A 15021-nucleotide genomic window follows, 5' to 3' on the forward strand; every position below is an offset into this window, starting at 1 on the left:
ATTAAAACTAGTCTATCTAGCCATCAAAGATGTATCTAAAAAATGGACTATGCCTATTCGCAATTGGGGCTTGACAATGTCTCAGCTTTATATTAAATTTGGGGATAGATTACAGCCGTAAAAAAAATCCTGTTTCCAAGCCTTGGGGCTTAAGCCCCAAGGCTTGGAAACAGGAGATGACACAGTTCATGTTACACTCCCGTTATTTCAAGCTTTTGTATTTGATGCTTTCTCTTGTTTTACTGTGAATAGAAAAAACTCTACTTCAAAAAGAGACAACGCACTGTTTCTAATTGCACTTTGCTTAATGGATTAATCCAAACAGGTTTTAATTATTTATTTTATTTGTTTGCGTATAAGCTTTGTATAAAACTTTTTTGATGTTGGCTAAGAATTTTATCTTATAACAATCCATAATACCATCATAAATAATTTGCCCTTTAAAGAGAAGAATAATGAAGGGAAGTATAGTAGGATAATCTGGAACCCAATCATCAAGCTTGTCATTTAATGCTATGACAGCATAGAATTTACCATTATTTATACTCTGTCCAAGAGCATGTTTGGATAAACCTTTAAGAAGGATAAATCTTCCTGTACTATTTTTTAGGAAAACATGTAAAATTGCTAATTATTCTTCTGTAATTTCTGCTTCACCCTCCATATAATCCTTTAGAAGCTCTTTTAGCTTTTCTAAAAAAGCTTGTCGATATAAGTATTTAATTTGTCTTTACCTATATGAAAGTACTTTAGGAGCTCCTTTAGCATCAAGCTGTGGTAGAGCTTTGTTTTTTACCTGTAAAGAGGATTTTTTAGATAATAATAAAGAGGAATTTATAGTTGTTAATTCTGCTACTTCTTAAAAAAATAGCTGACGTGATGCACCATTTTGAACTTTTAGACAGTAGGAAATTAACCGAAAGCTAACTTGAAAGATGAAATAAAGAATAAGTTTGCTTTATTTTTGAAATTTTTTAATTAAACGTAAGCTTTTGATTATTAGTAATTTATATTGATATTATCGAGGTGAAATAAAATAAAAAACAATAAAAATGAATTTTAAATTTTGACAAGAAGAATTTTTATATACATTTGCCTTATACAAATACGACAAAAAATGTTTTCAAATAAATTACATCATCATCATCATTTTCACTTGCACTCAAAGCGAGCAGATAATGTTGTGATGTTGTAACAAATAAAATAACTAATTATCCCGTTTGAGTTCTCAAACGGGATTTTTTGTTTTTATACGCATTTGTATAGTCTTACTTTCCTGTTTGTTAATTTAAAAGGGTTTTAAAAATATTAAAACGATGAGTAAATTAACTTTAGCCATTCAAAAAGGTGGCAGATTAAGTGAAAAATCTTTAGAACTTCTTAAAGAATGTGGCATAAAGATTCCCTATGGTGCAGGTAAATTAATTGCACAAAGTACCAACTTTCCCTTAGAGGTTTTGTTCTTAAGAGATGATGATATTCCAAGATATGTTCAAAATAATATTGCAGATATTGGAATTGTAGGGGAGAATGTCTTTTTGGAGGAGGACCTAGACTTAGATATTGTTCGAAAATTGGGATTCTCTGCTTGTAGACTTTCTCTAGCCGTTACTAAAGATGCAGATTACACTGGCTTAGATTATTTCCAAGGAAAGAAAATAGCCACTTCCTATCCCGTATTATTACAAAAGTTTTTAGATGAAAATAAGATACAAGCTACCATTGAAACTATTTCTGGAAGTGTAGAAATAGCCCCTAGTATTGGTCTTGCTCAAGGAGTTTGTGATATAGTAAGTAGTGGTTCTACCCTTATGAGTAACGGATTAAAAGAAGTAGAGAGTATTTTGTTTAGCCAAGCTATTTTGATAAAATCCAAAGAGTTATCCCAAGAAAAAACAAATGTGTTAAGTCAGCTAGTGGAAAGAATAAATGCTCTTTTACTGTCTAAGGAAAACAAATACATTTTACTTAATGCTCCAAATGAAAGCATAGAGCAAATAATCACCATTTTACCAGGAGTGAAAAGCCCAAGTATCTTTCCACTTGCTACCAAGGGATGGAGCTCGGTTCACTCGGTAATAAATGAGGATGACTTTTGGTCCAATATACAACGATTGAAACAAGCCGGTGCACAAGGTATTTTAGTGCTTCCAATAGAAAAAATGATCCTTTAAATTTTGCACTATGAAAGTATATAACTGTATTAGTCAAGAGAACTGGTCAGCTTTGTGTCAAAGACCAAGTGCTACTAACAAAGAATTAGGACCCAAGGTAGAGGCAATATTACAAAGGGTGAAGCAGCAAAAAGATCAGGCGCTTTATGATCTAACTTTAGAATTAGACAAAGTCGCTTTGGATACTTTGACAGTAAGTAAGGCTGAGATCCAAGAGGCTCAAAACAAGATTTCTCCCCAGTTAAAGCAGGCCATTAAAGTAGCCTATAATAATATATACACCTTTCACTCTAGCCAGGTAATTAAACACCCAGTGATAACCACTACTAAAGGAGTAGAGTGTTTTAGGCGTTCAGTCCCTATTGATAGAGTGGGATTGTATATTCCAGGTGGTTCCGCTCCACTTTTTAGCACTTTATTAATGCTTGGGATACCTGCTCAAATTGCAAAATGCCCTAGCATTGTTTTATGCACTCCTTGTCAAAAAGACCAAAGCGTGGCCGTTGAAGTACTATATGTAGCTAGTTTACTGGGTATTGAAACCATTTATAAAATTGGGGGAGCCCAGGCCATAGCTGCCATGGCTTATGGTACACAAAGCCTAAAGAAGGTAGATAAAATTTTCGGGCCAGGTAATCAGTGGGTAACCAAAGCAAAGGAATTAGTACAGTTACAGGGTGTAGGTATTGATATGCCAGCTGGACCTAGCGAGGTTTTAGTTATAGCAGATAGTGGTAGTGATGCGGATTTTGTGGCAAGTGATTTATTGAGTCAATGTGAACACGGAGCAGATTCTCAAGTAGTATTACTTAGTAACTCTATGGATAAAATAAAGCAAGTGCAAGAATCTATAACCCAACAAATGCAATCCTTACCTCGTAAAGATATCATAGCGAAGGCTTTAGTTAATAGTTTTGCCATTTGTTTTGATACTATCAATCAGTGTATCGACTTTAGTAATAGATATGCTCCGGAGCACTTAATTATCAATGTAGAAAATCCCGAGAAGTATGTTGATCAGATTAAAAACGCAGGTAGTGTTTTCTTGGGTAAATACACTTGCGAGAGCGCTGGAGATTATGCCTCAGGAACCAATCACACATTGCCAACAGGAGGATATGCTAGGATGTATTCTGGAGTTAGCTTAGGTAGCTTCACAAAGGAAATAACCTTCCAATCCATTAGTAAGCAAGGTCTTTTAAATCTGGGTCCAAGTATTCAGGCCATGGCTTTGAGTGAGGGATTAATGGCCCACGAGCAAGCAGTTAGTATTCGATTAAAAAAAATTAACAATGAAAAATAATCTAGATTTTAAAAGTCTAATTCGAGAGAATATCTGGAATTTAGTTCCATATACTAGTGCTAGAGAAGAAGATAATACCACCCAAAGCCAGGAGTATATTTACTTAGATGCTAACGAGAGTCCAAAGGGAGAGTATAATCGTTACTGCGATCCTCTGCAGAAAAAACTAAAAGAACAGATAAGTAAGGTAAAATCCATAAAGTCAGAGAATATATTCTTATCCAATGGTAGTGATGAGGTGATTGATTTGGTATACCGCATTTTTTGCCAACCCTTGCAGGATAAGGTGGTAGTTTTACAACCTACCTATGGTATGTATAAGGTATATGCTGATATCCACCAAACCCAAGTAGTGGGAGTTGATTTAGATACCGACTTTACCCTAACTTCCAAAGTAGTTGATAAGGTATTAGCTGTAGAAAATGCAAAGGTTCTTTTTATTTGTCAGGTGAATAATCCAAGTGGAAACCTACTTGATACCAAAAATGTGATTCGATTAATAAAAGAATTTGTAGGTATTGTAGTTTTAGATCAGGCTTATATAGACTTTGTGGAATCTAATGATCTAGAGAATGTTTTTTTAAAGTATAAAAATGTCATTGTGATGCAAACCTTATCTAAAGCTTGGGCAGGTGCAGGAGTTCGATTGGGAATGGCCTTTATGGACAAGGAACTAGTCAAGGTATTTAATAAAGTAAAGTCTCCGTATAATATTAGTGAGCTCAATCAAAACCAGGCCCTAAAGATTGTAAGTGATCCCCAAAAGATGAAAGACAATTGCCAAAGTATTCTAGAACAAAAAAATATTTTAGTAAAACAATTATCCTCTTTAAGTATTGTCCAAAAGGTATATCCTAGTGATGCTAACTTTATTTTAGTGGTTTTTAAAGATGCCAAAAAGGTGTTTGAATACCTGCAAAGTAAAGGGATTATCGTTCGTAATAGAACCTCTGTGGTAAAGGACTCTTTACGTATAACCATAGGTAGTCCTAAGCAAAACCAATTAGTAATCCAAAGTTTAAAACAAATTGAAAATGCGTAAAAAAGTATTATTTATAGATAGAGATGGAACTATTTTAAAAGAGCCAGAAGACTTTCAAATCGATTGTTTCTCCAAAGTTAGTTATATGAAAAATGCCGTAGTTGCTTTAAGTCGTATAGCATTAGAATTGGATTACGATTTAGTTTTAGTATCTAATCAAGATGGTATGGGAACCGCAAGTTTTCCTAGCGAGGATTTTTGGCCTGTACAAAATGCTATGATAGATCTTCTAAAGAGTCAAGGGGTAGAGTTTAAGGATATTTATATTGATCCTTCTTTACCAGAGGAAAATTCTATTAATAGAAAGCCTGGCGTAGGTATGCTTGGCAAATACATCTATGGCAATTATGATCTGGTTAATTCTTTTGTAATAGGGGATAGACCAACGGATATAGAGCTAGCAAAAAACTTAGGTGCTCAGAGTATTTTAATTCAAGATGCTCAAAGTGCTTTCCAAAACCAAGATACGAGCCAGTGCACCTTGGTTTGTGAAGATTGGCAGCTAATCTATACTTACTTAAAACAAATCTTTCGCACCTCTAAAGTGACAAGAGTAACCAAGGAAACAGCCATCGATGTGGCGGTTAATTTAGATTGGGCTCAAGATAGTAGTATACAAACTGGATTAGGCTTTTTCGATCATATGCTTACCCAAATTAATAAGCACGGGAATATTGGTCTATCGGTGCAGGTTAAAGGGGATTTATGGGTAGATGAGCACCATACCATTGAAGATACTGGACTTGCTCTAGGTCAGGCTTTTCAAGAGGCTTTAGGCAGTAAAAAGGCCATTGAACGATATGGATTCTGCCTACCTATGGACGATTGTTTAGCTCAAGTGGCATTAGATTTTAGCAATAGACCTTATTTGGTTTGGAAAGCCGACTTTAAAAGAGAAAAGATAGGGGATATGCCCTGTGAGATGTTCGAGCATTTTTTTGCAAGTTTTTGCCAAGGGGCAGGATGTAATATAAACATTGAGGCTAGTGGGGAAAACGAACACCACAAAATTGAAGCTATATTTAAGTGCTTTGCTAAAGCATTAAAAATGGCAGTAACTAAAAATACGATTTACTCTATTCCAAGTACAAAGGGAGTTTTATAAAACTTACATTATGGACTAATAGCTTTTTTAATCTTGCACTAGAGTATTTTTAAAAGAGGTATATAATAAAAGAAAAATGAAAATTATTCCAGCTATAGATATTATTCAAGGTAAATGTGTTCGCCTTAGTAAAGGGGACTTCTCTACCCAAAAAATTTACTCTGCCGATGTGGTAGAAGTAGCCAAGAGATATGAGGATCATGGAATTACCCATCTTCACTTAGTAGATTTAGATGGAGCTAAGTCTGGTAGGGTGATAAATTATAATGCACTAGAGGCTATTTGTGTGAAAACGAATTTAAAAGTAGATTTTTCAGGTGGACTATCCACCGATAAGGATTTATCTATTGCTTTTGAATGTGGAGCCAATCAAGTAAGTATAGGAAGTGTGGCTAGCTTAGAGCCGGATTTATTCTTAACCTGGTTAGATTTCTATGGAAGTGAAAAAATTATTCTAGGAGCAGATTGCCAAAATGGGCGTATTAAAACCAGAGGATGGCTAGAGGATAGTAAAGATCAAATCCTACCTTATTTGAATAATTATATGCAAAAAGGCATAAAGTATAGTATTGTAACAGATATTGATAAGGATGGTATGTTAGAGGGACCAAGTTTTTCCTTGTATGAAGACATACTAGCTCAGGGAGAAATTTCTTTGATTGCATCTGGGGGAATTTCTTGTGTAGAAGACCTATATAGGCTAAAGGAAATAGGATGTTACGCCACAATAATTGGCAAGGCTATTTATGAGAATAAAATCACATTAAAACAAATCGAAAAGTTATGGTAGCAAACAGAATAATCGCATGTATGGACATCTTAGGCGATAAGGTTGTAAAGGGAATAAACTTTGTTAATTTAAAAACTTTAGGAGATCCTATTGCAATGGCTTTAGAGTACCAAAATCAACAAGTAGATGAGTTAGTCTTTTTAGATATTAGCGCTACAGTTGAGCAAAGAGAGCCTTTTTTGCAATTAGTGAAAAAGATAAAAGACAAAATATCCACTCCTTTTTGTATAGGAGGAGGTATAAAAACTTTGGAGCAAGCCAAGGCTATTATACAAAGTGGAGCAAGTAAGATAGCTATTAATTCTAGTGCTATTGAAAATCCAAATTTAATAAAAGAATTAGTTCAATGTCTTGGTTCTAGTAAAGTAGTGGTGGCTATTGATGTGAAAAACATAGACGGACAATGGTGGGTTTTCACTCATGGCGGGAATGTTCAAAGTAAATACAAAGCAGTAGAATGGGCCCAAGAAGTAGAGCGTTTAGGTGCTGGCGAAATTCTTCTAACCTCCATGAATAACGATGGGCAGTGTCAGGGTTTTGCTTTAGATATTACCAAAGAGATTGCCCATAGTGTTTCTATTGGAGTAATTGCCTCGGGTGGAGCAGGGAAGGTAAGTGATTTTGTGGAGGTGTTTGAAAAAACAAAGGCAACTGGTGCTTTAGGTGCTAGTGTATTTCACTATAACGAAGTAAGTGTAGATCAAATTAAACGGGCCATTAAGCAAACAAACAAATAAGAAAATGCAAGAATATATCGATTTTAATAAAGGGGATGGCCTGGTGCCTGCTATTATACAGTGTAGTACTACCAAAGAGGTGCTAATGCTTGGTTATATGAATCAGGAAGCTTATAACCAAAGTATACAGCAAAATAGGGTTACTTTTTATAGTAGAAGTAAAAAGCGTTTATGGACAAAAGGGGAGACTTCAGCAAATTACTTATCTATTGTTCAAATTACTTTAGATTGTGATAAAGATGCTTTACTTATTCAGGTACAGCCACAAGGCCCAGTATGCCATACAGGTAATAGATCGTGTTTTAATCTAGTTTCAGAGCAAAGCGAAGATACTAAAGAAGATTCTGCACAGGCACTGCAAAGACAAAGCTTTGTTTTAAAGCTAGAGAAAATCCTCCTAGAGAAACTCCAGGAAAATCAGGCTGATTCCTATACAGCTACTTTAGCTTCTAGAGGAATAAATAAGGTAGCTCAAAAAGTAGGTGAGGAAGCAGTAGAGCTTGTTATAGAGGCAATGAGAGATGAAAAAGAACTTTTTTTAAACGAGGCTGCTGATTTATTATACCACTACTTATTGCTTTTAAGAGTGAAGGGATATAGCCTTTTAGAAGTAGAACAAATTCTGCAGCAAAGGCACTTAGACAAGACAAAGTAACTTTATAATGGAGTATATAGTATGTAATAAGATAAATGCAAAAGAAGCTCATCAAAGAGCTAAGTTTTACAGAATATATAAATAAGAAAAGGCTGCCTTAAAAAAGACAGCCTTTTGCTATTTATAAACTTTGCGTATTATTTTGCATTGTTTTCTTCGATCCAGTTTTTCGCATTTACGAAAGCTTGCATCCAAGGAGAAACTTGGTCGTTTCTTCCCTCTGGGTAGTTAGCCCAATGCCATTGGAATAAAGAACGCTCAATGTGTGGCATCATCACTAAGTGACGACCTGTTGAATCACACATCATAGCTGTGTTATAATCTGAACCGTTAGGGTTTGCAGGATATTCTTGGTAAGCATATTTAGCTACAATATCATAAGCAGATTCTTCTTGTGGTAGGTTAAATTTACCTTCTCCATGAGAAATCCAAACTCCTAAAGTACTTCCAGCTAAAGAAGATAACATTACAGAGTTATTTGGCTGTACAGTTACTGATGTAAAGTTACTCTCGTGTTTTGCAGAGTTGTTATGTAACATTTTTCCGTGCTCTGGGTGTTCTGGGTTAATTAACTCCAATTCCATGAACAATTGACATCCGTTACAAATACCAACAGATAAAGTATCTTTTCTTGCAAAGAAGTTCTTTAATGCTGTGTTAGCTTTTTCGTTGTATAAAAATGCTCCAGCCCATCCTTTAGCAGAACCAAGTACATCCGAGTTAGAGAATCCTCCAACAGCTCCAATGAATTGGATATCTTCTAAAGTTTCACGACCACTGATTAAGTCTGTCATGTGAACGTCTTTTACATCAAATCCAGCTGCATACATTGCATTGGCAACTTCTCTTTCTGAGTTACTTCCTTTTTCACGGATAATAGCCGCTTTTGGACGTGGTTTACTCGGGTCAATTACAGGTAATTTACCATCGAAATCTGCTGGGAAATCAAAGTTTAATCTCTGATTTTTATAGTTATTAAAACGCTCAGTAGCTGTATTGTTTTTACTTTGTTTTTGATCTAATAAATAAGATGTCTTATACCAAGTATCTCTTGTTGAAGGTACATCGAAAGAGAAAGTATCCTCGAAGTTAGTGATATTCACTACTTCTTTATCCGTTACTTGTCCAATTTTCTCAATAGCAATATTATTTGCTTTAAGTACTTGTTCTAATTCTTGGTCATTTGTAGCCTGGATAACTAAAGCGATATTTTCGTTAAATAATGCCTTAACGCTATCTTTTTGGTTTAATACTGTTAGATCGTAGTTAGCTCCTAAATTAGTATCAGCGAAACTCATCTCTAATAAAGTAGTGATTAATCCTCCACTTCCAATATCATGTCCTGCTGCAATTAATCCTTTTTGAATTAACTCTTGTACAGTATTAAATGCCTTTTTAAAGTATGCTGCATCTTTAATAGTAGGTGCTTGGTTACCAATTTTGTTTAAAATTTGAGCAAAAGAAGAACCTCCTAATTGTAACTCATCTTGAGATAAGTTGATATAGTAGATAGAACCTGCGCTTTTCTTTAAGACTGGCTCTACAATTTTAGTGATATCTGTAGTATTTGCTGCTGCAGAGATAATAACTGTTCCTGGAGCAATAACATCCTGGTTTGGATATTTTTGCTTCATAGATAAAGAGTCTTTTCCAGTTGGGATATTAATTCCAAGATCGATAGCAAATTTAGAACAAGCCTCTACAGCATCGTATAAACGTGCATCTTCTCCTGGGTTATTACAAGCCCACATCCAGTTAGCAGAAAGAGAAACACTCTTTAAACCTTCTTTTAATGGAGCCCATACAATATTTGATAAAGCCTCTGCAATTGCATTTCTACTTCCTTTAGCAGGGTCAATTAAAGCAACAACTGGAGCATGTCCAATACTTGTAGCAACTCCTTCTTTTCCTTTAAAATCTAAAGCCATAGCTCCTAAGTTATTTAAAGGTAATTGAAGAGGTCCTGCACATTGTTGTTTAGCAACTCTACCACCAACACAACGGTCCACTTTGTTTGTTAACCAGTCTTTACAAGCTACTGCTTCTAATTGTAAAACTTGGTCTAAGTACATAGGGATGTCTTTGCTTTGGTATTCTAATTCTTCAAAAGTTTGCTCTTTTGTAGAATCTTCCATGATCGTTTTTGGAGAACTTCCAAACATATCACTTAGGGCAAAATCCATTGGTTTGTCCCCTTTTGTTTTGGATTCAATAGTAAAGCGATCATCATTAGTTACTTCTCCTACTGTATACATTGGCGCACGTTCTCTTTGAGCTACTCGCTCTAAGGTCTCGATGTCTTTTTTACCAATAACAAGTCCCATTCTTTCTTGAGACTCATTTCCAATAGTTTCTTTTGCTGATAAAGTAGGGTCTCCAATAGGTAATTTGTCTAAATCAATATTACCACCTGTTTCTTCTACTAATTCAGACAAACAGTTTAAGTGTCCACCAGCTCCGTGATCGTGAATAGATACAATTGGATTGTGCTCTGATTCAACCATTCCACGAATTGCATTGGCAGCTCTTTTTTGCATCTCTGGGTTACTACGTTGGATAGCATTTAATTCAATTCCTGAACCAAAAGCTCCTGTATTGGCAGAAGATACTGCTGCACCTCCCATACCGATACGGTAGTTTTCACCTCCTAAGATTACGATTTGATCTCCTTGCTGTGGAGTGTGTTTAATTGCTTGGTCTAATTTACCATAGCCAATACCTCCAGCTTGCATAATAACTTTATCGTATCCAAGAGTTTGATCTTGTTCTTGGTGTTCGAAAGTTAATACAGAACCAGTAATTAATGGCTGTCCAAATTTGTTTCCAAAATCAGAAGCACCATTAGAGGCTTTGATTAAAATATCGATAGGACTTTGGTATAACCATTGTCTTTCTTGTACTTTTTGCTCCCATGGACGGTCAGATAATAAACGAGAGTAAGCTGTCATATAAACTGCTGTTCCCGCTAATGGTAATGAACCTTGTCCACCTGCTAAACGGTCACGAATCTCACCTCCTGAACCTGTTGCAGCTCCATTAAATGGCTCTACTGTAGTAGGGAAGTTATGCGTTTCTGCTTTTAAAGAAATTACAGAATCGAAATCTGTTTCTTGGTAAAAGTCTGGTTTATCTGCTGATTTTGGTGCGAATTGCGTTACTTTAGGTCCTTTGATAAAAGCAACGTTATCTTTATAAGCAGATACGATATCGTTTGGGTTTTGTTTTGAAGTTTCTTTAATTAAGTTAAATAAAGAACTTGGTTTTTCTTGTCCATCAATAATAAATGTTCCACCAAATATTTTGTGACGACAGTGCTCTGAGTTTACTTGTGAGAAACCGAATACTTCAGAGTCGGTTAATTTACGTTGTAATTTTTCAGATAAGTTATTTAGATATTCTACTTCCTCTTGGTTTAAAGCTAAACCTTCTTGTTGGTTGTACGCTTGAATATCATCAATATAGATGATTTTCTCTGGTGCAATATCTATGTGGAAGATATTTTGGTCTAAACCGGCAAATTTTTGAGATAACATAGGATCAAAGTCCTGTGTGTCTTCTTGAGTTTGAAATTCTTCAATACGTGTAATTCCTTGGATTGCCATGTTTTGAGTAATTTCCACCGCATTAGTACTCCATGGAGTTACCATAGTTGCGCGAGGTCCTACTAAAGCCTTGTCAAGACTGGTTTGGTTTAAGTATTGTGCATTACCAAATAACCAGTTTAACTTTTGGATATCTTCATTAGATAAATCGTTCTGAGCTTCAACAGCATAGAACTTTCTCGAAGGGTTTTCGAAGAAATGAATCATTATGTTATGAATATTAAGTTGTTGTTGTAAGGTGCAAAAGTAGCTAAAAAAAGTCAATAAAAAAACTAATCTTAAGGCTGTTAAGCAATAGAGTTATAGTTTGATTTTAACTTTGGGATATAGGTGGGGTTCGCCTTGTTAAAAGCGATTTTATGTGTTTTAAATACTATGCATTATTTTTTTTCACAATGCCTTTTAACTACGGTTTTTTGCGCCTTTTTTGATTCTATTGTAAATTAGTTCTGTGTAAAGCATTACTTATGCCTTTGTTTGCGTAACAAGGTTAAAGCTATTTTCGTAGCCAAAGGGCAAGAAAATGCAAATAAAAATAAAAAGCATTCGGTATTCACTGCAGTGGGTAATGCCTTGGATATATGTGGTGTAGGTTAAATATGTTTTTCACTTAACTTGCTGATAGTAAAATGGTAGAGGATAAAATGATTTTTAAATTCGAATGGATTTTATTTTAAAAGTCAGTGTTTTTTCACTTACTTTATCAGGATTAACGATCTTAACTTAATAATTATGATAAAGAAGCTTATACTTCTAGGGGCAGTATTTTTTCTCTCCTCCATACTACACGCGCAGTTTCGCACTGTAAAGCATACGGATTCTAAAGGGTTTACCTATGAAATAGTAGAAAATGATCCTTCTAAAACTAGGGTTTATACCTTAAGTAATGGCCTAAAAGTGTACTTAGCACAAATTAAAGATAAGCCTATTATACAAACTTATATTCCTGTAAGGGCTGGATCGAATAGCGATCCTAGTGACAATACTGGTTTAGCTCATTATTTGGAACATATGTTATTTAAAGGAACTAGTAAATTAGGAACTAGCAATTGGGAAATAGAACAGCAGTATCTTCAGCAAATAGAAGATTTATATGAAAAGCACAAGGCGGAGAATAATCCAGAAGTGAAAAAATCTTTGTACCAGCAAATAGACTCTATATCCAAAATAGCCTCCTCCTTCGCAATAGCAAATGAGTATGATAAGTCTGTGGCTACTTTAGGAGCAGTAGGAACAAATGCTCATACTTGGTTTGAAGAAACGGTATACCAAAATACCATACCATCTAATGAATTAGATAAATTCCTATTTATAGAGTCCGAGCGATTTTCAGAACTTGTATTGCGTTTGTTTCATACCGAATTAGAAGCGGTTTACGAGGAGTTTAATCGTGGACAGGACAATGATGGGAGAGCTGTTTTTGAGGCTATCTTTCAAATGCTATTTCCCGAATCTAATTACGGACAACAAACTACCATTGGTACTTCGGAACACCTTAAAAATCCTTCCATGATAGCTATTAAAGATTACTTTAATAAATATTATGTTGCCAATAATATGGCTATTGTACTGGTAGGAGATTTAGAGTTTGAGCCTACTATAGAAATGGTCAATAATTATTTTGGAGATTTTAAGTCCTCTAAAGATATTGTGGAGTATGTAGCCCTTGAGAAGCCTCTTACTAAAATTCAAAGTCGTGAAATATTTTCTCCCGAGGCCGAGAATGTTCAATTTGCCTTTCGTTTTGATGGAGTAAAAAGCCAGGACCCGCTATATGTAAAGATAATTGACTTACTTCTAACTAACGGTACAGCTGGATTAATAGACTTAAATATTAATCAAAAACAAGCTGCATTACAAGCGGGAAGTATGTCTTTGGTTTTAAAAGATTACTCTGTGAGTTATTTTTCAGGTTACCCAAATCAAGGACAAACTCTAGAAGAGGTTCAGCAACTAATTTTGGAGCAAATTCAAAAGGTAAAAGATGGGGATTTCCCACAATGGTTATTGGAGGCTGTTATTAATGAAGCAAGAGTGGATGCAATGAAAAACCTCGAAAGTTATCAAGGCATGGGATCGCAGATGTATACAGCTTTTGTTCAAGGTAGATCTTGGCAAGAGGTAGTTTCAGAAATTGATCAAATGGCTAAAATCACAAAAGCAGACATTGTTAAGTTTGCCAAAGAGAATTACAAGGATAATTATGCAATTGTTTACAAAAGAAAAGGTGATAAACGCAATTTGGTTTATGTAGAGAATCCCGGTATTACTCCAATTGATCTTAATAGAGAAAGCGAGAGTGTGTTTTATAAGGAATTAAATGAAATTAAAGTAAAGCCAATTGAGCCTGTTTTTATTGATTTTAAAAAGGCGATTGCTCAAAGTAAACTAAGTCCAACTTCTACTTTATACCATATAGAGAATACAACTAATGATCTAGGTACGGTTACTTATATATTTGATATGGGATCTGATAATAGTAAGAAATTGCTTCCAGCTTTGAATTATTTGGATTTGTTGGGAACCGATAAATATTCGGCAGCTCAAATAAGAGAAGAGTTTTATAAATTGGGAATAAGTTTTAGTTATTCAGTAAGTAGTGACCAGAGTTTTATTAGCCTATCTGGGCTAAATGCATCTATGGACAAAGGTATTGCTTTAGTAGAACACTTATTTAAAAACGCAAAAGTAGATCAAAAGGCTTTGGATAACTTAATAGATCAGTACTTTAAGAGTAGAGAGGATCAAAAGACAAATAAAAATAGGATTAAAGCTGCTTTGAATGCATATACTGCAAGCCAAGGGGAGCTTAGTAGGTTTACAAATGTGCTTTCTAAAGAAGCCTTACAAGGACTTAAAGCAGAGGAGTTAGTAGGTATTATACATGGGCTTTTTAACTATAATCACGATGTTTTCTATTATGGAAGCCAAGTCAAACAAGTAGAAGAATCGATAAAATCGATCCATAATTTAGGTAAGGGTCAAAAAGTACCAGAAGCAGTAGTTTTTGCAGAGCCAAAAACGGCTAGAAATGTATATTTTACTCCTTATGAAATGGTTCAAGCAGAAATAAGTTTCCGATCAAGAGAGTCTTTATTTGATAAGGACTTACTTGCATACTCTAGTGTATTTAATGATTATTTTGGAGGAGGGATGGCATCTGTAGTTTTTCAAGAAATACGTGAAAGTAAGAGTTTAGCCTATTCGGCTTATGCTTCTTATGCTAACGCAAATAAACTTGGAAATCATAACTATGTGATTGCTTATGTAGGAACCCAAGCAAATAAATTACCTCAGGCAGTGGATGCTATGATGGAACTTATGAATAATATGCCTGCAGCTCAAAATCAATTTGACAATGCTAAGAACTCGGAAGGTGTAGCACCAACTGTGTCACAAAATTAATTATATCATATAAAAATGTAAATTAGTCTTATGAACACAAACAACAAAAAGAGCGGATTCGATTTCGAAAGTTTCAAAGAGCAGGCTATGGCCGATATTTATCAAGGTAAGAAAATGAATGGTCCAGATGGTGTCTTTGCGCCCCTTTTAAAACACTTTCTAGAAACTATGTTAGAAGGTGAACTAGAGAACCATTTAGAGGAGGAGA

The 15021-nt window shown here is 35.0% G+C and carries 9 protein-coding genes and 1 pseudogene; 9 read left to right on the forward strand and 1 reads right to left on the reverse strand.

Annotated elements, in window-relative coordinates; translation table 11 throughout:
- Window positions 1-1316: 1316 nt before the first annotated feature.
- The 7 genes from hisG (at window position 1317) to hisIE (ending at window position 7806) form a co-directional block, all read left to right on the forward strand.
- Window positions 1317-2174, forward strand: a complete 858-nt coding sequence (gene hisG / locus ACYSNX_RS11935) for an ATP phosphoribosyltransferase (protein WP_461754898.1) — start codon at window positions 1317-1319, stop codon at window positions 2172-2174.
- A 10-nt stretch (window positions 2175-2184) separates the two neighbouring features.
- On the forward strand, window positions 2185-3477 hold the full coding sequence (gene hisD, locus ACYSNX_RS11940) for a histidinol dehydrogenase (RefSeq protein ID WP_461754899.1): 1293 nt from the start codon (window positions 2185-2187) through the stop codon (window positions 3475-3477).
- Window positions 3467-4519, forward strand: a complete 1053-nt coding sequence (gene hisC / locus ACYSNX_RS11945) for a histidinol-phosphate transaminase (RefSeq protein WP_461754900.1) — start codon at window positions 3467-3469, stop codon at window positions 4517-4519. The genes hisD and hisC overlap by 11 nt, the downstream gene beginning before the upstream one ends.
- Window positions 4512-5624, forward strand: a complete 1113-nt coding sequence (gene hisB / locus ACYSNX_RS11950; RefSeq protein ID WP_461754901.1) for a bifunctional histidinol-phosphatase/imidazoleglycerol-phosphate dehydratase HisB — start codon at window positions 4512-4514, stop codon at window positions 5622-5624. The genes hisC and hisB overlap by 8 nt, the downstream gene beginning before the upstream one ends.
- Window positions 5625-5700: 76 nt before the next feature.
- Window positions 5701-6414: a 1-(5-phosphoribosyl)-5-[(5-phosphoribosylamino)methylideneamino]imidazole-4-carboxamide isomerase gene (locus ACYSNX_RS11955; RefSeq protein ID WP_461754902.1), complete on the forward strand. Its 714-nt coding sequence runs from the start codon at window positions 5701-5703 to the stop codon at window positions 6412-6414.
- Window positions 6408-7151 carry an imidazole glycerol phosphate synthase subunit HisF gene (gene hisF / locus ACYSNX_RS11960; protein WP_461754903.1) on the forward strand — a complete coding sequence of 248 codons (744 nt, stop codon included), beginning with the start codon at window positions 6408-6410 and terminating at the stop codon, window positions 7149-7151. Before ACYSNX_RS11955 ends, hisF begins: the two co-directional genes overlap by 7 nt.
- 4 nt (window positions 7152-7155) lie before the next feature.
- Window positions 7156-7806, forward strand: a complete 651-nt coding sequence (hisIE, locus tag ACYSNX_RS11965) for a bifunctional phosphoribosyl-AMP cyclohydrolase/phosphoribosyl-ATP diphosphatase HisIE (protein ID WP_461754904.1) — start codon at window positions 7156-7158, stop codon at window positions 7804-7806.
- 137 nt (window positions 7807-7943) lie between these two features.
- On the opposite strand, the gene purL is transcribed toward hisIE, so the two are convergent.
- Window positions 7944-11615: a phosphoribosylformylglycinamidine synthase gene (gene purL, locus ACYSNX_RS11970; protein WP_461754905.1), complete on the reverse strand. Its 3672-nt coding sequence runs from the start codon at window positions 11613-11615 to the stop codon at window positions 7944-7946.
- Between the two features lie 525 nt (window positions 11616-12140).
- Here purL and ACYSNX_RS11975 point away from each other — a divergent pair.
- Together ACYSNX_RS11975 and ACYSNX_RS11980 are read left to right on the forward strand one after the other, a co-directional pair.
- Window positions 12141-14813: a M16 family metallopeptidase gene (locus ACYSNX_RS11975; RefSeq protein ID WP_461754906.1), complete on the forward strand. Its 2673-nt coding sequence runs from the start codon at window positions 12141-12143 to the stop codon at window positions 14811-14813.
- A gap of 30 nt (window positions 14814-14843) precedes the next feature.
- Window positions 14844-15021: pseudogene (locus ACYSNX_RS11980) on the forward strand (IS256 family transposase); the annotation flags it as partial.

The sequence above is a fragment of the Myroides sp. LJL115 genome, from assembly GCF_054871665.1.